Source organism: Shewanella sp. UCD-FRSSP16_17 (assembly GCF_001675935.1).
GTDB classification, from domain to species: Bacteria; Pseudomonadota; Gammaproteobacteria; order Enterobacterales; family Shewanellaceae; genus Shewanella; species Shewanella japonica.
In genome coordinates this window covers 215,780-239,108 of record NZ_LZFV01000024.1, presented here as the reverse complement: position 1 = coordinate 239,108, position 23,329 = coordinate 215,780, and the positions used below count along the sequence as shown (strand labels likewise).

The window sequence follows — 23,329 nt, the reverse complement described above, 5'->3', positions numbered from 1 at the left end:
CAGGCTAACTATTGACTTAATTAACCTGCAACATCTAGTTTCACAACGAAAATTACTGACAAATGTTATTGCTGCAAATCTACTACAACTCTGGGAGTCAGTTTAGTCACAAGCTCATAAGCAATGGTGCCTATGTGCTCCGCAACTTCTTCAACGGCAAGCGCCTTGCCCCATAACTGAACAAGATCGCCAACCTTATCTGTAGCATCTTTACCTAAATCCACTGTCAGCATATCCATAGATACACGACCAACGATCGGTACTCTTCGACCATTTAACCAAACTGGGGTGCCTTCAGGAGCATTGCGTGGATATCCATCACCATAACCAATGGCGACAACGCCAAGTCGAGTATCATTATCAGCGGTCCAATGGGCGCCATAACCAACACTTTCTCCGGCTTTATGTTCCCTGACAGCAATCAGGTTAGACACTAATTCCATGGCAGGTGTAAGTCCATGATGGGTGCCTTTGTCACCGAAAACAGGTGAAACACCATATAATGCAATGCCAGGTCTAATCCAGTCGCACTGGCTGTGCGGCCAGAACAATGTAGCAGCAGAATTCGCCAAAGTTACATCACCAGGTAAGCCTTTAATCAGCTGCTCAAACGCATCAATTTGACGTTGTGTTAATGCATTATCGGGTTCATCAGCGCAGGCAAAATGTGTCATTAAGTGAATTGGCTTAGCCACATTAGGACAAGTAAGCAGACGTTGATATACCTCGTTAAATTGCTCTAAATCGAAGCCTAAACGGTGCATACCTGTGTCCACTTTCATCCACACAGTAATCGGCTTAGATAAGGACGACTGTTCTAACATTTCTAACTGAGACTCGTGATGTACAACCGTATCAATTTGATGTTCTACCAGCAAAGGAAGATCTGATTGGCGAAAACACCCCTCTAACAGTAATAATTTCGCACTCACGCCGCCAGCGCGAAGTTGTAGCGCCTCTTCCAGCCTTGCTAAGCCAAACCCATCAGCATTATCAACACATTGGGCGACATTTAATAAACCATGTCCATAACCATTGGCTTTAACAACAGCCATGACCTTACTATTCGGCGCAATTTCTCGCAGCCGAGTGAGGTTATTCTGTAGCGCTTGACGACTGATTTCTGCGCGTGGAAAAGGTTTCAAATACTTAGCCTTATTTTGCTGTAGTTATATGTTACTCATTACCTAACAGCATTCAAAAAATTAGCCTCTGTTAATTATAACAGAGGCTTGAATATCACAGGTTATTTGGTGCGGTCATTAAGCTGACTTAGGCAGCTTTAATCTTCATCAAATATCTGAGTGCCAGAATAATTATCAAAGCGTGAAAACTGGCCTTGGAAGGTCAAAGGCACACGACCAATTGGGCCGTTACGCTGTTTACCGATAATAATTTCTGCGACACCTTTTTGTTCAGAATCATCGTTATACACTTCATCACGATAAATAAACATGATCAAATCCGCATCTTGCTCAATCGATCCTGATTCACGTAAATCTGAGTTAACAGGTCGCTTATCGGCACGTTGCTCCAACGAGCGGTTAAGCTGCGATAATGCAATCACAGGGATCTCTAATTCTTTGGCTAACGATTTAAGTGAGCGGGAAATTTCGGCAATCTCTAAGGTACGGTTATCTTTTAATGACGGCACCTGCATTAACTGCAAGTAATCGATCATGATCATAGATAAACCACCATACTCACGAGCAATTCGGCGTGCACGACTGCGAACCTCTGTAGGAGTAAGACCAGAGCCATCATCGATATACATTTTACCTTGCTCAAGCATTATGCCCATGGTCGATGATACACGTGCCCAATCTTCATCATCCAATTGTCCGGTACGGATTTTCGTTTGGTCGACTCGACCTAATGACGCCAACATACGCATCATGATTTGTTCTGACGGCATTTCTAAGCTGAAAATCAGTACAGGTTTATCTTCGTTCATCGCCGCTTGTTCACACAAGTTCATCGCAAAGGTCGTTTTACCCATCGATGGACGCGCAGCGACAATCACCAAATCACCAGATTGAAAACCCGCTGTCATTTTATCTAGGTCACTAAAGCCACTCGAAACTCCTGTCACACCGTTTTGAGGGTTGTTATATAACTGCTCAATTTTATCAACGGTTTTCTCAAGGATTGATTTAATTCCTTCAGGGCCTTCATTAGCATTAGCGCGAGACTCAGCAATTTTAAATACTTTGGTTTCTGCTAAATCCAATAAGTCACTTGAATTGCGGCCTTCGGGGTTATAGCCTGCATCAGCAATTTCGTGTGCAACGCCAATCATGTCCCTGACAACAGCACGTTCACGAACGATATCAGCGTAAGATAAAATATTACCTGCACTTGGCGTGTTTTTGGCAATTTCACCTAAATAAGCAAAGCCACCAGCATCTTCAAGTTGATCTTCAACTTCTAATCGCTCAGATACAGTAATTAAATCGATCGGTTGGCCGGTTTCAACCAAACGGCTCATTGCCGCATAAATCATGCGGTGAGAGCGGGAGTAAAAATCTTCAGCCACAATCGCTTCAGCAACACGATCCCAAGCATCGGCATCCAGCATTAAGCCACCTAAAACTGATTGCTCAGCTTCAATGGAATGCGGCGGCAATTTAAGCGCATCGACTTGAGCGTCTTTTAACCTTTCTTTTGCCTTAAAAACACCTTTTTGTGACATTAAAACTCCCAATTCCCAACCTGTTTGTAAAATATGGTATAACACCGAGGTCATGCAAACATGTCGCATATATCAATACATGAGACATCAACCGCTGATGCGGATAAACAATAATAATATAAGGAAAGAACATGCGTATTGCACTCGTTGCAGCCCTTGTGCTGTCTTCTGGGTTAGCTCAAGCCGATGAAGGCCAATGGCAACCCTATCAAATGCCTTCTATTGCAGATAAATTAGCACAACGCGGCATCGAAATTCCTGCAAAACAGCTTGCAGACTTAACACAATATCCAATGAATGCTGTCGTCGGTCTAGGCTATTGTACCGCCAGTTTCGTCTCTCCCCAAGGGCTAGTTGTTACCAATCATCATTGTGCTTATAGAGCAATACAATATAACAGTAAAACTGAGCACAACTACCTTGAAGAAGGTTTTCTTGCTAACACTAAAGAAGAAGAACCTTCAGCTGGCCCCAACGAGCGATTATACATTACCGAAGCCGTTACGGATGTAACTAAAAGCGTAAATGCCAATTTAAGTGCAGATCCATTAACTCGCTATCAAGATATTCAGTCAAACCGTAAAGCATTAATTAAAGAGTGTGAAACCGATGAAAACTATCGCTGTTCGGTAAGTAGTTTCCACAATGGTTTAGAATACTATTTGATTAAACAACTTATCATCCGCGATGTGCGCCTTGTGTATGCACCACCAGAAAGTGTTGGGGCATTTGGTGGCGATATTGATAACTACGAATACCCACGCCATTCTGGCGACTTTACCTTTTTGCGTGCTTACGTCGGTAAAGATGGAAAACCAGCCGTATATTCAGAGGACAATGTTCCTTTTGAGCCAAAAAGCTACCTTAAGATTAATGCTGACGGCGTAAAAGCAGGTGATGGTGTGTTTGCAGCAGGTTACCCTGGTGCAACAAGTCGTTATCGCCTAACAAGTGAGCTTGAGTTTGCTAGTGATTGGATGTACCCAACCTATGCAAAACGCTATCAATTACAGATTGATACCATTAACAGCATGGCTGCGACAGATAACGCTATCGCCATCAAATATGCGGGCAATTTAGCATCAATGGCAAACCGGATGAAAAAGCTTAACGGTTTACTTGATGGCTTTAAAGCAACCGATATTGTTGGTATTAAACAAACTCGTGAAGATGACTTTTTAGCTTGGCTAAAAAAGGATACTCAAGCTAATCAAAATCTCATCACTGAATTAGAATCTTTATTAGCCGAGCAGCAAACGCAAGTTCAAACTGATTATTATTTTAATAATGCACAATCTAGTGCGTTATTGTCTGCCGCTAAGAAGTTATACCGACTCGCTAAAGAAAAGCAGCTTCCTGATGCCGAACGTGAACAAGGTTTCCAAGAACGTGACATGAAAATGTTTGCTGCGAACTTAAAGCGTCTTGAGCGCAGCTTTGATGTGTCGGTTGATAAAACACTTTGGCTCCAAGATTTAAATGCATATATGGGGCAAAACCAACGCGTCGAAATTTTGGATAATGCATTAAACCAAATCTCTGATGCACAGGAGTTATCAGATAAACTTGATGGTTATTACGCATTAACTGGTCTCACCGATAAAGAAAAGCGCTTAGCGTGGATGGAAAAGGATGCCGAAGCATTTGAAACCAGTGCCGACCCATTTATCCGCTTAGCCGTCGCCCTTCATGACACCAATATGGCGCAGGAAAAAGCCGAAAAGACATTAAAAGGAAAACTGTCTACCGCTCGTCCTGAGTATATGAAAGCTGTGATTGCTTATTACAAGGCAAATGACTGGCCAGTATACCCAGATGCGAACAGAACATTGCGTATCACCTACGGTATGGTCGATGGTTATCAATCCCGTGATGCACTTTACAAACAACCATTCACACGCCTTGAAGGGATTGTAGGTAAGCATACGGGTGAAGAGCCATTTAATGCACCGAAAAAATTATTGGATGCCATTGCAACAAATGATTACGGTAAGCACACTGTGGCTTCAGTTTATCAAGACCCTCGCTCTTGGATATGCAGCTTGTTCTCTTGTTTAGATAAGCCGGAAGAATTTAACTCAGTGCCTGTTAACTTCTTATCAAGTGTTGATACTACTGGCGGTAATTCAGGCTCACCGGTATTTAACGGTAAAGGCGAACTGGTTGGTCTTAACTTTGATTCAACCTACGAAGCAATCACCAAAGATTGGTTCTTCAACCCAACCATTACCCGTGCTGTGCATGTTGATTTCCGCTACATCCTCTGGATGATGGATAAAGTGGATAATGCGCAAAACTTAATAAATGAGCTAGAACTCGTAAGAAATTAATAAAATCAACAAATTAAAAAAATGGTGCATTTACTGCGCCATTTTTTATGCCTCAAACCCAAGCTGGCGCTACAAAAAAACGCTTTTGAAGATAAACCATTAATTTATTTATACAAGCTAACCCTAGAACACCCTTATAACAATTTGTTTACTTCTTGTAACATTTAATATAAAAAATAAAAGACCACCTATTCGGTGGCTTTTTAACCAAGGATTAAAAGTAATTTAATCATTATAAGGAAAAGTCAGGATGACAATGAAAAACAAGACATTTAAGCGCTCGCTTATCGCAATGTCTATTTCCACCTTATTTACAATCAGTACGCCAGTTCTAGCAGCAAGTAATACCGATGGTTCTATTCAAGGTTCTGTTACATCAGAAACCAGTCAAGCGGTATCTGGCGCTAGTATCATAATTAAAAACCAAGATACAGGCTTAACAAGAACCATCCAGTCTGATTCAAATGGTAAATATCGGATCCCACGCCTCCCAATTGGTGCATACACGATCACAATTTCTGCTGATGGTTATGCAGATGAAGTGATTGAGAATGTCAATGTAGCAATCGGTAGTAACTCCAATGTTGAAGCTTCCCTTGATCCTGAAGGAATGGAGCGCCTAAAAGTAACAGGCTCAAGCCGTATCGCATCAATAGATACAACGTCGTCCGAAGCGACTATGGTTATCGGACAAGTTGAAATTGAACGCCTACCATTACCTAAAGATATTACCAGTGTCGCGCTTCTTGCACCTGGTACAACACGGGGTGACGGCCGATTTGGTAACTTTGCCTCTTTCGGTGGCGCATCTGTAGCTGAAAACGCATTTTTTATTAATGGTTTAAATGTCACAAACTTCCGTAATGGACTCGGCTTCTCAAATGTACCGTTTGATTTTTACGAGCAATTTGAAGTCAAGACTGGTGGTTATGGAGCAGAGTTCGGTCGCTCAACCGGTGGTGTAGTCAACGCAGTAACAAAGCGCGGTTCAAATAACTGGGAGTTTGGCGGCAATATTCGATACCGCCCTGATGCACTTAGATCTGACTCTCCGAACAGTTACGACATGAACGGTGACATCTACAACTATAATGCTGAAGACTACTATGACAATGTTGAAGGTAATGTATATGCATCGGGTCCAATTATTCAAGATAAGCTGTTTTTCTATGCGATGTACCAACCTCGTTCAGAGAAAGAAGAATACGTAGCTGACAGAGGAACAACCTTTTCTTCAGTTAAATCAGATAACCCATTCTGGGGGCTAAAACTTGATTGGAATATTGCCGAAAACCACACGCTTGAATTTACAGGTTTCTCGGATGAGTCTGACGATGAATCAAGTAACCACTTATATGACTACGAAAACAAAAAAGTCGGCGATCAAACATCTGTTAGCATCGACAAATCTGGTGGTGATAACTATGTATTTGCTTATACAGGCCAATTAACCGACTCGTTTAGTGCGAGATTACTTTATGGTGTCAATGAATATAACCTAACATCTTCAAGCAACATCGCCGAAGACTGTAACCTTATTTATGACCGCAGAGCATCTGCCCCTAAAGTATCACGTGGCTGTGCTTCTGCCGCAGACTATTTCCAAGAAGAAGGCAGTGACAAGCGTGAAGAGTTCCGTGCAGATTTTGAATGGTTTGTTTCGGACAATCACGTCATTAACTTCGGTTACGATCAAGAAATCAATACCTCAAGCAGTAATCAATACTACTCAGGACCAGATGGAGTGTATTGGTTCTATTACGACACGGCACCAGGAACAGAACTTCCAAACGGCGGCATAGTACCTGATGGCGTAACCGAATATGCTCGTTCAAGGGAGCGAACTGTCGGTGGTGACTTCGAAGTAAATTCATCAGCACTATATATTGAAGATACTTGGACAGTTACCGATGATATTACCCTCTCACTCGGTCTTCGCTGGGATTCATTCAACAATAAAAACTCTGAAGGTGAGAGTTTTGTGAAAATTGATGACATGTTTGCGCCACGCTTAGGCGCTTCTTGGGATATCAACGGTGATGGTGAATCAAAATTATTTGCTAACGTCGGTCGCTACTTCTTACCCGTAGCCAGTAATACTAACGTTCGTTTAGCGGGTAACGAATATGATGTTCGTAAATATTACGTGTTAGAAGGCACCACTGACCAAGAAATAAATGGTATTCAAGTCCCTACTCCGAATTTAGGAGCTCAAATCGGTGATGACGAGTACTTAGCTGACGGCACCGTTCCTGATACAGCGGGCATTGTTGATCAAGATCTAGACCCTATGTATCAAGATGAAATTATTATTGGCTATCAAGCCATGCTAAACGAAGACTGGTCATGGGGCATAAAAGGAACGCAACGTAAGCTAAATGGTGCTATCGATGATATGACTATCAGTCATTGGACAGAAGCTAAATACGGTTGTTCACACCCAGGTGGGGGCGGATATGTATTAGGCAACCCTGGCGAAGATATGACTGTTGCAGTTGATTCTGATTGTGATGCTGAGCACACCCTAGACAAAACGGTCACAATACCTGGTTCCGAGCTAGGCTATCCTGAGGCAGAAAGAACTTACAACGCTGTCGACTTGACCTTAAATCGTGCATGGACTGACGATTGGAGTATGAGTGCGACTTATACTTGGTCGCAAAGTTATGGCAATACTGAAGGCTTAGTTAAATCAGATAATGCGCAGGATGATGCGGGTTTAACACAAGACTTCGACTTTCCTGAGCTAATGGATGGGGCTGATGGTTACTTGCCTAATGACCGTCGTCATATGTTTAAAATATATGGTGCATATGCCATTACCGACGACTTTACCGTGGGCGCAAACTTTACTGTTGAGTCTGGGCGTCCATTGAATAAGTTTGGTGTTGGGCATCCAAACGGACAACCAACATATGGTGATACTTACTACACGTTAAACTCTGATGGTACTTCGTATGACTTTAATCCTAGAGGAAGCGATGGTCGTACCGACTGGGTTTACCGTTTAGACTTATCGGCGTCATATATGATTCAAGTGTCTGAGTTAGACGTTTTGCTAAAAGCGAATATTTATAACGTATTCGACTCGTCGGCAACAACTCGTCAAGTGGAAACCTATGAGCTAAATAGTCCAGGTACCATAGATACTGATTTTGGCACAATTACTGGTTATCAAACACCACGTTATGTTGAGTTCAGTGCAAGTGTGAAGTTCTAACCTTTAAAAATACACTTTCTTATTAAACTGCACGAGGAACTCCCCCTCGTGCTTTTTTATGCCTTTTTTGACATAAAAAAACACCGCCAATTGGCGGTGTTTTCTTTAAAGCAAATTGTTATTAGTCTTCTGAAACAACAGAAACTTTAACAACAGCTTTAACTTCAGTGTGAAGTTGAACTTCAACTTCGAAGTCACCTAAAGTGCGTAAAGCACCTAAAGGTAGACGTACTTCAGCTTTAGCAAGCTCAACACCAGCAGCAGTTACTGCATCAGCGATGTCACGAGTACCAACTGAACCGAATAGTTTACCTTCGTCACCAGCTTTAGAAGCGATAACAACAGCTTCTAATGCAGCAAGCTTTTCAGCGCGTGCAGCACAAACACCTAATTCAGCAGCTAATTTAGCTTCTAATTCAGCGCGACGTGCTTCGAAAACTTTAACGTTTTCGTCGTTTGCGATCACAGCTTTGCCTTGTGGCAAAAGGAAGTTACGTGCGTAACCAGCTTTAACTGAAACTTGGTCACCTAGGTTTCCAAGGTTAGCGATTTTATCAAGCAGAATAACGTTCATTATCTAATTCCTCTGATTTAATACTGCAATTACTGATGTAAATCAGTGTATGGCAGTAGAGAAAGATAACGAGCACGCTTAATCGCGCGAGCTAGTTGGCGTTGATATTTAGCACTAGTACCAGTGATACGGCTAGGAACAATCTTACCGCTTTCTGTTACGTAGTTTTTTAAAGTAACGATATCTTTGTAATCAATTTCTGCAACACCTTCAGAGGTGAAACGACAGAACTTGCGACGACGGAAATAACGTGCCATGTTGACAGTCTCCTAAGTTTTCAATTCGACATTTTCGGCATGCATAACCAATTTATTTTGGCCATTTCGTCCTTGCTGCATAGAGATAAACCCTTCAACTTGGACCTGCACGCCTGCTTTTAATTCTTCTGTAACGCTATTAAAGCGTTGGCCACTTAATATGACTTGGATGAGACAATAAACGTTACGTAACATTTGGTCTTCATACCGCTGTGTTTTGTGCTCTAACGTGATGACCTTATGAGGTATCCCGCTTGGACTTTCAAAACGCTTAGAACGAGTTATCGTTCCGGCCAATACTAAGTGATTAATCACAGACTAATTATTCAGCAGATTCTTCAGCGCTTGCTTCTACTTCTTTTTCAGCAGCTGGTGCAGCAGTAGGAGCACGACGTGAATCACGCTCATCTTTTGCTTTAGCCATTGGAGAAGCTTCAGTAACAGCAGTTTTAGTGCGCATTACCATGTTACGCAGAACAGCGTCATTGAAACGGAAAGCTGTTTCTAACTCTTCGATAGACTCTGCAGTTGCTTCTACGTTCATAAGAACATAGTGAGCTTTATGTAGGTCTTGAATTGGGTAAGCCAATTGACGACGACCCCAATCTTCTAGACGGCTGATAGTACCGTTAGCATCAGTGATTACACTGCTGTAACGCTCGATCATACCTGGGACTTGTTCACTTTGATCTGGGTGAACCATAAATACGATTTCATAATGACGCATTTATTGCTCCTTACGGTTAATTAGCCTCACGTGTGGCTCAGTCAGACCAAGTTGGAGGCAAGGAACGAAATTAAATGACTGATTTGAGCGCGACATAGTACAGAAACACAACAGCAAACTCAAGTAATATTTCTAGTGGTTCAAGCTAGATTTGTGATTCACTTCGTTTAGGGGAAACCCTGCTGTTATCAATGCTCAATAGTTATCTTCCCTTCCTTGTAAACACCTCGTTTTTTTACTTTGCAATCAGATTGATAACTAAGCACAGCCCCATATTATAAAACCTTAAGGGAAATTGGCATGTCTGAGCGCTTTGCAGCTAACTCGATTACAGGTATTATGTCGCTTCATCCGTATTTCAGGCGTTCACAATCATAATTCATAGAAAAGCGTAATGAAAAAAGTCGTCATGTTAACTTCCACCCTGCTCGCCTCAACGCCAGTCTGGGCATTAGTACCGCCAGATTACAAAGAGCCACCAAGCGACTTTAATGCTGAAATTGAAGCTGGAATGCAATTAAATACCGGTAACAATAAATCGCAGAATTTTAATGGCCGTACTTACTTAAATTACGACACAGAAAAAGCTAGGCAAGAGTTTACTTTCAAAGTCTATTACGCAGCTGATGATGAGTCGACGACTGCTGAAAAGTACGACGTTTATGCCCAATCAAGTTATAAATTAGACAGTGGTTATATTTTTGGACGGGGTGAATTCACCTGGGACGATTTTGGTAGTTATACCAAACTAATGACCATTTCATCTGGTTACGGTTTTGATATTATTTCCAACTATCAAACAAAGCTCAGTTTAGAGGTGGGTCCAGGTTTTCGTTATGATTTACCTAAAGCCACAGATTCAGACTTAAACCCTGATGCTAACCAAGATATTATTTTACGTACCGCAGCCAAGTATTCAGTGAAGCTGCAAGAGTACACCAGCTTAAATGCAGACTTAACCTCTGAAGTCGGTGAAGATAACAATACCCTGACGCTAGACTTGAGCTACAAAAATACTTTCTTGCAGGATTGGGCATTCAAAATTGGTGTGAACGTCAGATACACTGCAGTGGTTCCAGAAGACAGTGTCAAAACCGATACGATTACCACGTTCAATCTTCTCTATACTTTCCAGTAAATCCATTTACGATTTTTATCGCATAAAAAACGGGCATTAAGCCCGTTTTCGTCGTGTCACATTTTCAGTTCAATTTATGCTTTGCGTTGACGCACTGCTTCAAATAAACAAATACCGGTTGCTACTGATACATTCAAGCTTGAAACACTTCCAGCCATTGGAATCGAGACTATCGAATCACAACTTTCACGAGTTAAACGACGTAGTCCTTTATCTTCTGCGCCCATTGCAATCGCTAATGACCCTTTTAAGTCTGCTTGATACAGTTCGCAATCCGCTTCACCTGCCGCACCAATAATCCAAACACCTTTTTGCTGAATATGACGCATGGTACGAGCAAGGTTAGTCACTTGAAATAACGGGATGGTTTCAGCAGCACCACAAGCAACCTTACTCACGGTTGCAGTTAACCCAACTGAATTATCTTTCGGCACAATAATGCCCTGTACGCCTGCGGCATCCGCGTTACGAAGACAAGCACCTAAATTATGTGGATCCGTTACGCCATCTAATATTAATAAGAAGGCTTGATCAGTTTTTTCAAGTAATACGTCTAAATCATTTTCAGTTAAGATTTTTGCAGGCTTAACCCGTGCAACAATTCCTTGATGTTGACTACTGGCAGATTTGTCATCAAGTACTTTGCGACTTGAACGTTGCACCGACACACCAAATTGTGTCGCCGAATTAATTAACGGCAATACACGTTCATCTTCACGGCCTTGTAAAGCCCATAGCTCAATAATGCGCTCAGGTGCGTTGCGTAGCAAAGCTTCAACTGCATGGATGCCAAAAATGATATCTTGTTTTTTCATTTACTTATTTTCTCTTACGCTTTGCTTTTGATGGTTTCTTTGCAGCGGTGGCGGAAGTGCCTTTAGCTGGTTTACTCGTACTTTTTCGTTTTGCCGCAGTATTAGAACGTGTTTTTTTGCTACTAGAACCACGCTTCTTTTTGCCTTTTTCGGTCGTAGCTTCGCTGTCACGACTCGATTTACCCGCGCCGACTTTAGCCCCTTCAAGGTTTGCACGCTCACGAGCAGTTAATGGCTTGCGGTTAGCTTTTTTACGACTCTTTCCATGATCGCCAAGCATAATCAAATCAATTTGTCGGTCATCTAGATTAACCGCAGCAACTTTAACACTCACTTCATCACCGACTTGATATACATTCTTGGTGTTTTCACCAATCAAACGCTGACGCATAGGATCAAACTGATAGTAATCACTCACTAAACTTGAAATATGAACTAAGCCATCAATATAAAGATCCTTTAATCGGACAAATAAGCCAAAACTCGTGACAGAGGCAATAACAGCCTCAAAGTCATCACCCACATGATCTTGCATGTATTCGCACTTAAGCCAATCGCTGACATCACGTGTCGCTTCATCAGCACGGCGTTCAGTGGTTGAACACTCTTCACCTAACTTATCTAGCTCATCAAGATCGTAATGGTAGCCACCTTCAGGGGTCCATTTGTCCTTAACATTGCCCTCTTGGGCTGCTAATAAATAGCGGATCACGCGGTGCAAGACTAAATCAGGATATCGACGAATAGGCGATGTAAAATGCGAATACTCGGTTAATGCTAGACCAAAGTGACCATCGTCATCAGGGCTATATACAGCTTGACGCATAGAGCGCAGCAACATAATTTGAATTAACTCTGCATCTGGCCTATCAGCAATTTTCAGCATCACATCTTGATAATCTGATGGTGTAGGCTCATCACCACCATTCATCGACAGGCCACGTTCGGCTAAAAACTCTTTGAAATTAGCTAGTTTAGTCTCTGATGGCGCTTCATGAACTCGATATAACACTTCACCTTTATGCTTTTTAACAAATTTAGCTGAGGCTACGTTAGCAAGGATCATGCATTCTTCAATAATCTTGTGCGCTTGGTTTCGACTTCTCGGCACAATAGCTTCGATTTTACGTTGCTCATTAAAGATAAACTGTGTCTCAACAGTTTCGAATGCTATCGCACCACGCTCAGCTCGACGTTCATTCAATGTTAAATACAGTGATTGTAAACATTGAAGATGTGGGAATAAGCTTTCGTGCTCAGGCGCAATCTCACCACCGTCAAGCATGGCAGCAACTTGGGTATAAGTGAATCGAGCATGAGAATGCATGACCGCAGGATAAAACTTGTAACCCGATAGTTTACCAGCAGCAGAAATCGTCATTTCCGCAACCATACATAAACGGTCGACATGCGGGTTTAGCGAACATAAGCCGTTCGAAATTTTCTCAGGCAACATTGGAATAACTTGCGATGGGAAATACACAGAGTTACCACGCGCTCTCGCTTCTTCATCTAATGCTGAATCAGTGCGCACATAGTGGCTCACATCCGCAATCGCCACCCATAAACGCCAGCCGCCACTTGGTTTTGTTTCTGCATAAACTGCATCATCAAAATCTCGAGCATCTTCACCATCAATAGTCACTAACGGTAAATGGCGTAAATCAACACGGCCTTTTTTATCAGACTCTGGAACTTCGTCAGGAATACGTTTGAGTTTTTTCTCAATAACTGACGACCATTTATGCGGTAAATCATAATTGCGCAGTGCAATTTCAATTTCCATACCCGGCGCCATGGTCTTACCCAAAACTTCCGTCACTTTCGCAGCTGCTTTTACAAAGCGGCCAGGTCGACGAGTGAGCTCAACCACGACAACGTCACCCGCACGAGCGCCGTTGGCATCTTCTTTTGCTATTAATATTTCTTGGGTGATACGTCTATCATCTGCAATAACGAAAGCCATTCCAGCATCAACGTGATAGCGACCAACTAAGGGCGCAGTCCGTTCTTGTACTAATCTGACGATGCGTGCTTCACGACGACCACGTCTGTCTGAACCTGCTTTTTGTGCCAGTACTTTGTCACCGTGGAAATACATTTGCATGTCACGATTATTGATAAATAGATCGTCACCGCCTTCATCAGATTTAAAAAATCCAAAGCCATCACGGTGACCAATAATGGTGCCCGAAATTAAATCCATTCTTTCAGGTAATCCGTAGCTATGCCCACGGGTATAAACAAGTTGTCCGTCTCGCTCCATTGCACGTAAACGTCTTCTTAACGCTTCAAGATGATCTTCATCGACCATGTTAAGTGCTTTAGCAATGTGCTCACGGGTCACTGGGGATTTCTGTGCGCGTAAATACTCTAAGATGTATTCACGGCTAGGGATTGGGTTTTCGTACTTGTCTTGCTCTCTCTCAAAATGAGGATCGTTGATCATTCAATTTCCAAATAATTTACTCCACCTTTGGAGTATTCGCGTTTAATGCAGCTGTGGCTGCTGAGCTCGCTCTACTATACTGGCGGGCATCTTAGCGGCTAAATTCTGCAATAATGAAGTCGCTTGTTTTTGCGTTGCTTCATCATTAAATACGCTGTTATATAACCAATGGTAACCTAACTTATAGTCTACAGGGCTACCATAACCTTCGCTAAATAAGCGAACTAACATAAGTCGTGCTGGAACATCACCATTGGCAGCTGCAGGCATCACATACTGCACAGCACGATTCTTATCTTTAACTACCATTTTGCCGTGATAGTAATATTCGGCCAGTTTTAGCATCGCCTCTGCGCTACCTTGCTCTGCAGCAATTTGTAATTGTTTCATACCACGAGAGGCATGCTTAGGTACGCACACACCATGGTTAAGCATTTCGCCCCATAAAAACTGATACATGGGCTGCTTTAAAATTTCAGCTCTTGCTTCAATATCTTGCACTAACTGACAATCATCGGTTTGCACTTGCTCTAAATATCGATCAGTACGAATTAATGTCAATAACTGTTCATCACTATAGATATCTACTGAAGCAAGTTCAGCAACAGCAAGATAAGGAATAAAACAGAAGATGACCAAACTTAATCGCAGCATAACAATTCTCAATGACACTATAGTTACTCTATGCATCGGCATTATAGCTCAATTCTTGAGTATTAACTGCACAAACTAAGGTTATTAGCGGATAAAAATGATAAAGAAAATCAATATTAGATTGGAAAAGTAACGAAGATAACTGGAGGATGACAGCGATATTTCGATTATAAATTTCAGTTAGGCTAATCAGGTTAACAACACAATAAAAAGGCCGCTAAGTTAGCGGCCTTCAATGTGTTAGTTAAATGGATTAACTAATACGATTGTTTCATTTCTATCAGGACCCGTTGAAATAACATCAACAGGTGCTTCTAGCAACTCTTCAATGCGCTTGATGTAATTAAGTGCTGCTTGTGGCAGTTGCTCAATTGACGTCGCACCGAAAGTTGTTTCACTCCAGCCAGGCATAGTTTCAAAAACAGGTGTCACCTGCTCGTAACCTTCGGCTGCTAGTGGAGTAACAGTTTCAACAGTACCATCTGGGTACTTGTAACCAACACAAATCTTAACTTCTTCTAGGCCATCTAGAACATCAAGCTTTGTTAGGCAGAAGCCGCTTACACTGTTGATTTGAACTGCACGGCGCATTGCCACTGCATCCAACCAACCTGGACGACGTTTACGACCAGTGGTAGCACCAAACTCTTGGCCTTTATGACCTAAGTAGTCACCAATCTCATTCTCAAGTTCAGTTGGGAATGGACCAGCACCTACGCGAGTGGTGTAAGCTTTCATGATACCTAAAACATAATCTAAGTGACGAGGACCAAAACCAGAACCAGTAGCTACGCCACCTGCTGTAGTATTAGATGAAGTCACATATGGGTATGTACCATGGTCGATATCAAGTAATGTCCCTTGAGCACCTTCAAACAAGATTGGCTCACCCGCTTTACGGGCAGTATCAAGTAATTCAGTAACATCAGTACACATGCTCTTAAGATAATCAGCAATTGCTAATGCATCTTCAAGCGTTTTTTGATAATCAACTGCTTCACAATCATAGTATTCTGTCAGCATAAAATTGTGATATTTCATCACTTCTTTTAGCTTCTCAGCGAAAAGTTCAGCATTGAACAAATCACCGACGCGAAGACCACGACGAGAAATTTTATCTTCATAAGCTGGACCAATACCACGACCCGTTGTACCGATAGCTTGATTGCCGCGCGCTTTTTCACGAGCTACATCAAGAGCACAATGGAAAGGTAGAATTAATGGACATGCTTCTGAAATAAGAAGACGCTCTTCGACAGGAACACCACGCTCTTTAAGCATGTTGATCTCTTTCATCAAAGCATCGGGAGCGAGCACTACACCATTACCGATAATGCATTTCACATTGTCGCGTAAGATCCCTGATGGAATCAAATGAAGTACTGTTTTATCGCCGTCGATAACAAGAGTATGACCAGCATTGTGGCCGCCTTGGTAACGAACTACATATTTTGCCTGTTCTGTTAGAAGGTCGACAATCTTACCTTTTCCTTCGTCACCCCATTGAGTGCCGAGTACTACTACGTTTTTGCCCATCGTCTGCTGCAAGGTTGCGGTATAAAGGCGAATTTTAACAGATTTTTGGGGGTATATTGCAAGTATTTTATGCGAAAATTATTAATAGTACGACGCCAGCAGAGACTAAAGATCCACCTAACCTCCTGAGAACATTCTTATTTTGCAGTGAAATCTCGGCTAAATATTTTTTCCACTGCTCAGGAAATAATAGTGGCCCTACGCCCTCTATAACTAAAACCGTGCCAATTACTAACATTAGCATTTGATAATCCATTATTCACTCCATCATTTTTGTTGCGCCAATAACATCAAGACCACTAAAACACAAAATCAGTAACACACTTATCATTTCGCATCGTCAGGCTAAATAGTAAAAAATAGGCAATAAAAAACCCAGCATATAGCTGGGCTTTTTGAATTCCAAAAACGAATTAACGTTTTGAGAATTGTGGCTTACGACGTGCTTTACGTAGACCAACTTTCTTACGCTCAACTTTACGAGCATCACGGGTAACGAAACCAGCGCCGCGTAAAGAAGGACGTAGAGCTTCGTCTAACTGAAGCAATGCACGAGTAATACCGTGACGAATTGCACCTGCTTGGCCAGTGATACCACCGCCCTTAACAGTTACATAGATGTCAAGTTTGTCAGTCATTTCAACAAGCTCTAGAGGTTGACGAACAACCATACGAGCAGTTTCACGACCAAAATATACATCTAGTGGACGTTGGTTAACAACGATTTGACCACTACCTGCTTTAGCGAATACGCGAGCAGTTGATGTTTTACGACGGCCAGTGCCGTAGTACTGAGTTGCAGACATTAGCTTACTCCCGTATTAGATATCAAGAACTTGAGGTTGTTGTGCAGCATGGTTATGTTCAGTGCCAGCGTAAACTTTAAGCTTACGGAACATAGCACGGCCCAATGGACCTTTTGGTAACATACCCTTAACTGCTTTCTCGATAATCATTTCAGGCTTATGATCTTGCAGCTTTTCAAAAGTAATCTGCTTAATACCACCGATGAAACCTGAATGTGAGTAGTAAACTTTGCCTTTAGCTTTGTTACCAGTCACAGCAACTTTTTCAGCGTTAATAACGATGATGTAGTCGCCAGTATCAACATGAGGAGTATACTCTGGCTTATGCTTACCGCGTAAACGAGTAGCAATTTCAGTAGCGATACGACCTAAAGTTTTACCTTCAGCATCAACGACGAACCAGTCACGAGTGACTGTTTCTGGTGTAGCAGTAAATGTAGTCTTCATTTTACAAAAACCCAATGTTTAAAATTCTGTCTCAATATTGACTGCTCATGCAATCAACACAATGACCATTTCAAAGCCCCTTCGAGCTGAAATTGGTTTAAATCGTCCACCCAAATTCGGTGGAGTAACGAGGGCAGGTGGCGGATTATAGACAAACCTGAGTTAAAAATCACCTAATTTTTTAACTTTTATAAAAAAATCACCGCGATGGGTGATTTCTTGATTAATGTACATTATATATGCGATTTTTTAAGCGAAATTACATATCAACAGACGGCTTAATATATAAACGAGCCACTATTAAGGGAGATGCTCTAAAGTCAGGTAATCATGAGATTGCATTTCAATTAAACGTGAACGACAACGCCTGAACTCAAAAGCCAATAAGCCGTCGATATAAATAGCTTCCAGCGCCACTTCTGCAGAGATAATCAGCTTAACATTACGCTCATAAAACTCATCTACCATCGCCAGAAAACGTCTGGCAATATCATCACCGGTTGTAGACGAGCCCATCTGCTCTAAACCACTTAATAAAACCGTGTGATAGAGTCTGGCCACTTCCATATAATCACGTTGCGATCTTGGCCCATCACACAAGTCTCTAAAATTAGCTAATAGCACGCCTTGAGATTGCTGACGAATATCAATTAAACGCCCTTCTATCTCGATAGCGTCTGTGAGCACCTCTGATTCAGGGGCAAGCTGGCCAAAATAAGTCAATAAGTTTGTATCAGCTTGTTCATCTAATGGGAAATGGTATATCTCAGCTTGCTCGAGTGTACGTAAACGGTAATCGATACCTGAATCCACGTTTAAAATTTCACAATGCTGATTAATTAATGCAATCGCAGGTAAAAAGCGCGCACGTTGAAGGCCGTTTTTGTATAAATCATCAGGAATAATGTTAGATGTTGCCACTAAAGCAACGCCTTCTTTAAACAAGTATTGAAACAAGGTTCCCAATAACATCGCATCAGTAATGTCAGAAACAAAAAACTCATCAAAACAAATAATCTTATATTGTTGAGCCATTTTCTTCGCAATGCTGATTAACGGGTCTTGCACTCCTTCCAGTTCACCTAAATCATGATGTAACTGATGCATAAACCGATGAAAATGAGCACGCAGTTTTTTATCTGTCGGTAAAGCATCAAAGAAGGTATCCATAAGGTAGGTTTTACCACGGCCTACACCGCCCCAAAGGTATAACCCCTGCACTGAAGGTGCGGATTTTTTAATACCAATAGCGCTCAATAGTTTAGTCATGCCAGAGGTTTGAGTATCAGCAGCTATAAGCTCTTCATACACTCTTTGTAATGACTTAACAGCTTGCTCTTGTGCTAAGTCATGAGAAAAACCTTCACGGGTTAAATCTTGTTGATAATGCTGCCATGGGCTTAACTGAGACACGAATACGACTCTCTATACTGCTGAAAATTCTCAGCAATCATAGCATGCAGCCTCAATTGAGGTAACGCTTAGAACAACAAAAAATTAACCTTTGTTAATAAAGCCTGAACTTATTGGATTTTGCACCACTCCGAGGTTATATATTCAATACGTGTTAACGGGAATCATTTATTACGCATAAGCGAAAAGCCATTTTCGTGTATGACACAGATTTCATTTTCAAGGAGTTACAATCAATGAAGCCAAAATTAACTTTACTTTCTGCAGCGTTATTAACTGCCTCTTTATCGTTAATGCCAGCTATATCACAGGCAGCGATGCCTCATGCAGTTGATGGTCAAACATTGCCAAGCCTAGCGCCAATGTTAGAACAAGCAACCCCTGCTGTGGTTTCAGTTGCGGTTAGTGGTACTCAAACTTCAAAACAGCAAATTCCTGATGTGTTTAAATATTTCTTTGGCCCCAACGCACCTCAAGAACAAGTACGTGAACGACCATTTAGAGGTCTAGGTTCTGGTGTCATTATTGATGCAAAAGAAGGTTACATTGTGACTAATAACCATGTAATTAATGGCGCCGATGAAATTAAAATCGGTTTACATGATGGCCGCGAAATTGATGCTAAATTAATAGGCTCAGATCCCGAGTCCGATATCGCCTTATTACAAATTAAAGCCAAAAACCTGACAGCGATTAAACAAACCAATTCAGATGACATTCGTGTTGGCGACTTTGCTATTGCAATTGGTAATCCGTTTGGCTTAGGTCAAACTGTCACATCCGGTATTGTCAGTGCATTGGGTCGCAGCGGGCTTGGCATCGAAATGCTTGAAAACTTTATCCAAACCGATGCTGCTATTAATAGTGGTAACTCTGGTGGTGCACTCGTCAACCTAAACGGTGAACTGATTGGTATTAACACGGCCATTGTCGCTCCAGGTGGCGGTAACGTCGGTATTGGTTTCGCTATTCCTGCCAATATGGTTAATAACCTCATTAATCAAATTATCGAGCATGGTGAAGTCAAGCGTGGGGTGCTAGGTGTAACAGGCCGAGATTTAGATAATGAACTCGCTAAAGCATTTGGCCTTGAAACCCAACATGGTGGCTTTATTAGCGAAGTGATGCCAGATAGTGCAGCCGATGATGCAGGCATTGAAGCTGGCGATATTATTGTCAGCGTAAACGGGAAGAAAATCAAAAACTTCCAAGAACTTCGAGCCAAAGTGGCCACTATGGGCGCTGGTGCTAAAGTTAACATCGGCATCATTCGAGACGGGGACAAAGAAACCGTTAACGTAATATTAGGAGAATCAACAAGCAGTACCGGCTCAGCTGCTGATGCTTTACACCCTATGCTTGAAGGGGCTGAACTTACTAATAGCAGTAAAGGTATTGAAATAACCGATATTGCACAGGGGTCGCCGGCCGCTCGTAACGGCCTAGAAAAAGGCGATCTGATAGTGGGCTTAAACCGCAGCAAGGTGAAAAACTTAAACTCACTTAAAGAAGAGCTGAAAAACCAACAAGGCGCAGTGGCACTAAAAATATTACGTGATAATAAGCTAATGTACCTTGTATTAAGATAGCCTGAATGACAGCGAGCTTTATAAAGGTATATCAAACTTTAATAACAAGGCATTAAGGTAATAACTGCTATGATATTAACCTAGCAATGGTGTCGTTTGACAGGTGTATACCTTCATTAACGCTGCATTAAAAACTGAGATTTATAGTGCTAATTAAGCATCGTGGCTTAGTCACGATGCTTAATTTTTTTAAGCGTGGTAATATCCTTGATTAATTTAACTAATTTAGTTGGCCAATGAATCTTAAAGACAGCATCTTATACTTAACAAAAGCCGTGGTTTTTGGCCTCGTCATGGCTGCTGTGTTTTTAGTAGTGACTCGTTTTACTGATAACAACAGCTTTAACAATGGCTTGTCTGTTACTCATCAAAATAACGAATTGTCTTTTGCGAGCGCGGTTCGCCGAGCAGCCCCTGCCGTTGTCAATATTTATAGCCTCAGTTTAGATCAAAATAGCCCACTGAATTCCAGTTCACTTCAAGGTCTCGGCTCAGGCGTTATCATGAGTAAAGAAGGTTATATTTTAACCAACTACCATGTTATTAAAAAAGCTGATGAGATCGTCATTGCCTTACAAGATGGGCGAAAATTTACTTCAGAAGTCGTGGGCTCAGATCAAATCACTGATATCGCCGTGCTTAAAATCGAAGGGGATAACCTACCAATCGTTCCGATTAATCTTAATAACCCAGCCCAAGTGGGTGATGTTGTGCTTGCCATTGGTAATCCTTACAACTTAGGACAAACCATTACTCAAGGCATTATTAGTGCCACAGGTCGAAATGGACTCAGTTCAGGTTATTTAGACTTTTTACAAACAGATGCTGCGATTAATGCCGGTAACTCAGGTGGGGCATTAATTGACACAGGTGGGGAATTAATTGGTATTAATACTGCCGCATTTCAGATTGGCGCAGAAGGCGGTGGACACGGAATTAACTTTGCTATTCCTATCAAGCTTGCCCATAGCATTATGGGTAAACTGATTAAAAATGGCCGTGTGATCCGCGGTGCTTTAGGGATCTCTGGCGAGCCCCTCAGCCAAGTGATGGCGCAAATTTTAAACCTACCCGATCTTAAAGGTGTACTAGTAACAGGGGTTGATCCTAATGGCCCTGCAGCTAAAGCGACTTTAAAACCACGCGACGTCATTATTCAATACGCAGAAGAAAGCGTTCCTGGTGTTGAAATGCTCATGGATAGAATCGCGGAAACACCACCAGGCAATAAGGTTAACATTACCATTATCCGTGAAGGCAAGCCGATTGAACTGCCTGTGATTATTGGCGAAAAGTTACCAGAAAATAGCTAATAAAAAGACACTTAATTCAATTAAATAAAAAACCGCTCAATGAGCGGTTTTTTATGGGTATAGTCTTTAGCTTATTAAAAGCCTAATCACGTTAGTCTATTCAGAGACACGTACGACTTCGCCGCCTAGCCCTTTGAACTTTTCTTCAATATGTTCATAACCACGGTCAAGGTGGTAAATACGATCAACTGTAGTAATCCCATCAGCCATTAAACCTGCAATCACTAAGCTGGCAGATGCACGTAAATCAGTCGCCATCACTTGAGCACCATTCATGCGCTCAATACCTTTAATGATACAAGTATTACCTTCAAGTTCCATTTCTGCGCCCATACGGCTCAGTTCAGGTACATGCATAAAACGATTTTCAAAAATCGTTTCAGTCACATGACTCGTTCCTTCAGCTAAAGCATTTAACACACAAAACTGAGCTTGCATATCGGTTGGGAATGCAGGATAAGGAGCCGTTTTTATATTCACGGCCTTTGGACGTTTGCCTTTCATATCCAGCTCAATCCAATCTTCACCTGTAGTGATTTCTGCCCCCGCATCTTCTAACTTAGCAAGTACAGCTTCAAGCGAAGAGGGATCGGCACTGACACAACGCACGCTACCACGAGTCACTGCAGCAGCAACAAGAAATGAACCTGTCTCAATACGATCAGGCATGACACGGTGCTCACACCCTGAAAGACGCTCAACACCTTCAATTTTTAATGTAGCAGTACCGACACCCGAAATTTTAGCTCCCATCGCTATCAAACAATGCGCTAAATCATTAATTTCAGGCTCTCGCGCAGCATTTTCAATAATGGTTTCACCATCAGCTAATGCTGCAGCCATCAATAAGTTTTCGGTTGCCCCAACGCTCACCATATCCATAAAGATATGCGCACCTTTTAAGCGACCATCGACACGAGCTTTAATGTAGCCTTCTTTTACTTCAATCTTAGCGCCCATTTGCTCTAAGCCTTGTAAATGAAGGTTCACTGGACGAGCACCAATAGCACAGCCGCCAGGCAGTGACACATCTGCAGTACCAAAACGTGCCAGCAACGGCCCTAAAATTAGGATCGAAGCGCGCATGGTTTTGACTAAATCGTAAGGTGCACAAAACTCATTAAGCTTTGCAGCTGAGATGCAGTATTTACTGTTACCTAAATCTGTGACTTCTGCGCCCAAGCATCGTAGTAATTTAAACGTGGTATTTACATCGCGTAAACTTGGTACGTTAGAGACGATAAAGTCAGTTTCAGCAAGCACGCCAGCAAATAGAATCGGCAATGCCGCATTTTTAGCACCAGAAATAGTGACATCTCCAGAAAGTGGCTTACTGGCTTTAATTGTTAATTTATCCACACTGACTCTC

General features: G+C 42.0%; 20 protein-coding genes. 5 read left to right on the top strand and 15 right to left on the bottom strand.

Annotated elements, in window-relative coordinates; translation table 11 throughout:
• Positions 1–65: 65 nt before the first annotated feature.
• Together alr and dnaB are read right to left on the bottom strand one after the other, a co-directional pair.
• Positions 66–1,145 carry an alanine racemase gene (gene alr / locus A9267_RS12510; protein ID WP_065109390.1) on the bottom strand — a complete coding sequence of 360 codons (1,080 nt, stop codon included), beginning with the start codon at positions 1,143–1,145 and terminating at the stop codon, positions 66–68.
• 137 nt (positions 1,146–1,282) lie between these two features.
• Positions 1,283–2,692 (bottom strand): replicative DNA helicase, encoded by a 1,410-nt coding sequence (gene dnaB, locus A9267_RS12505; RefSeq protein WP_055023450.1) that lies wholly within the window; start codon positions 2,690–2,692, stop codon positions 1,283–1,285.
• Positions 2,693–2,823: 131 nt separating this feature from the next.
• Here dnaB and A9267_RS12500 point away from each other — a divergent pair, with 131 nt between their 5' ends.
• Entirely contained in the window at positions 2,824–5,022 is a 2,199-nt protein-coding gene (locus tag A9267_RS12500) for a S46 family peptidase (RefSeq protein ID WP_065109389.1), read from the top strand.
• Positions 5,023–5,278: 256 nt separating this feature from the next.
• Entirely contained in the window at positions 5,279–8,242 is a 2,964-nt protein-coding gene (locus A9267_RS12495) for a TonB-dependent receptor (protein WP_160319078.1), read from the top strand.
• A 121-nt stretch (positions 8,243–8,363) separates the two neighbouring features.
• Here A9267_RS12495 and rplI read toward each other — a convergent pair whose 3' ends face one another.
• Genes rplI through rpsF form a run of 4 tightly spaced genes read right to left on the bottom strand, consistent with a single transcriptional unit; the run spans position 8,364 to position 9,800 of the window.
• Positions 8,364–8,816, bottom strand: a complete 453-nt coding sequence (gene rplI, locus A9267_RS12490; protein ID WP_055023453.1) for a 50S ribosomal protein L9 — start codon at positions 8,814–8,816, stop codon at positions 8,364–8,366.
• A gap of 29 nt (positions 8,817–8,845) precedes the next feature.
• Positions 8,846–9,073 carry a 30S ribosomal protein S18 gene (rpsR, locus tag A9267_RS12485; protein ID WP_055023454.1) on the bottom strand — a complete coding sequence of 76 codons (228 nt, stop codon included), beginning with the start codon at positions 9,071–9,073 and terminating at the stop codon, positions 8,846–8,848.
• 12 nt (positions 9,074–9,085) lie between these two features.
• Positions 9,086–9,388 carry a primosomal replication protein N gene (priB, locus tag A9267_RS12480; protein WP_055023455.1) on the bottom strand — a complete coding sequence of 101 codons (303 nt, stop codon included), beginning with the start codon at positions 9,386–9,388 and terminating at the stop codon, positions 9,086–9,088.
• Positions 9,389–9,395: 7 nt separating this feature from the next.
• Positions 9,396–9,800, bottom strand: a complete 405-nt coding sequence (gene rpsF / locus A9267_RS12475; protein ID WP_055023456.1) for a 30S ribosomal protein S6 — start codon at positions 9,798–9,800, stop codon at positions 9,396–9,398.
• Between the two features lie 394 nt (positions 9,801–10,194).
• Here rpsF and A9267_RS12470 point away from each other — a divergent pair, with 394 nt between their 5' ends.
• Positions 10,195–10,938: a DUF481 domain-containing protein gene (locus tag A9267_RS12470; protein ID WP_055023457.1), complete on the top strand. Its 744-nt coding sequence runs from the start codon at positions 10,195–10,197 to the stop codon at positions 10,936–10,938.
• Positions 10,939–11,012: 74 nt separating this feature from the next.
• Here A9267_RS12470 and rlmB read toward each other — a convergent pair whose 3' ends face one another.
• The 8 genes from rlmB to zapE form a co-directional block, all read right to left on the bottom strand.
• Entirely contained in the window at positions 11,013–11,753 is a 741-nt protein-coding gene (rlmB, locus tag A9267_RS12465; RefSeq protein ID WP_055023458.1) for a 23S rRNA (guanosine(2251)-2'-O)-methyltransferase RlmB, read from the bottom strand.
• Between the two features lie 4 nt (positions 11,754–11,757).
• On the bottom strand, positions 11,758–14,202 hold the full coding sequence (gene rnr, locus A9267_RS12460; RefSeq protein WP_065109388.1) for a ribonuclease R: 2,445 nt from the start codon (positions 14,200–14,202) through the stop codon (positions 11,758–11,760).
• A gap of 42 nt (positions 14,203–14,244) precedes the next feature.
• Positions 14,245–14,892: a tetratricopeptide repeat protein gene (locus A9267_RS12455; RefSeq protein WP_197495541.1), complete on the bottom strand. Its 648-nt coding sequence runs from the start codon at positions 14,890–14,892 to the stop codon at positions 14,245–14,247.
• A 204-nt stretch (positions 14,893–15,096) separates the two neighbouring features.
• The gene (locus A9267_RS12450) at positions 15,097–16,392 is read right to left on the bottom strand and encodes an adenylosuccinate synthase (protein ID WP_055023461.1); all 1,296 of its coding nucleotides are present in this window, start codon (positions 16,390–16,392) and stop codon (positions 15,097–15,099) included.
• Positions 16,393–16,459: 67 nt separating this feature from the next.
• Positions 16,460–16,648 (bottom strand): DUF2065 domain-containing protein, encoded by a 189-nt coding sequence (locus tag A9267_RS12445; protein ID WP_055023462.1) that lies wholly within the window; start codon positions 16,646–16,648, stop codon positions 16,460–16,462.
• Between the two features lie 157 nt (positions 16,649–16,805).
• On the bottom strand, positions 16,806–17,198 hold the full coding sequence (gene rpsI, locus A9267_RS12440; protein ID WP_055023463.1) for a 30S ribosomal protein S9: 393 nt from the start codon (positions 17,196–17,198) through the stop codon (positions 16,806–16,808).
• A 15-nt stretch (positions 17,199–17,213) separates the two neighbouring features.
• On the bottom strand, positions 17,214–17,645 hold the full coding sequence (rplM, locus tag A9267_RS12435) for a 50S ribosomal protein L13 (RefSeq protein WP_055023464.1): 432 nt from the start codon (positions 17,643–17,645) through the stop codon (positions 17,214–17,216).
• 300 nt (positions 17,646–17,945) lie between these two features.
• Entirely contained in the window at positions 17,946–19,058 is a 1,113-nt protein-coding gene (zapE, locus tag A9267_RS12430) for a cell division protein ZapE (protein ID WP_065109387.1), read from the bottom strand.
• Between the two features lie 236 nt (positions 19,059–19,294).
• Between zapE and A9267_RS12425 the strand changes: the two genes are divergently transcribed.
• Together A9267_RS12425 and degS are read left to right on the top strand one after the other, a co-directional pair.
• Complete coding sequence (locus A9267_RS12425) at positions 19,295–20,647, top strand: DegQ family serine endoprotease (RefSeq protein WP_055023466.1); 1,353 nt, start codon at positions 19,295–19,297, stop codon at positions 20,645–20,647.
• Positions 20,648–20,883: 236 nt separating this feature from the next.
• Positions 20,884–21,960, top strand: a complete 1,077-nt coding sequence (gene degS, locus A9267_RS12420) for an outer membrane-stress sensor serine endopeptidase DegS (protein ID WP_065109386.1) — start codon at positions 20,884–20,886, stop codon at positions 21,958–21,960.
• Positions 21,961–22,056: 96 nt separating this feature from the next.
• Here degS and murA read toward each other — a convergent pair whose 3' ends face one another.
• Complete coding sequence (murA, locus tag A9267_RS12415) at positions 22,057–23,319, bottom strand: UDP-N-acetylglucosamine 1-carboxyvinyltransferase (RefSeq protein ID WP_055023468.1); 1,263 nt, start codon at positions 23,317–23,319, stop codon at positions 22,057–22,059.
• Between the last annotated feature and the right edge of the window lie 10 nt (positions 23,320–23,329).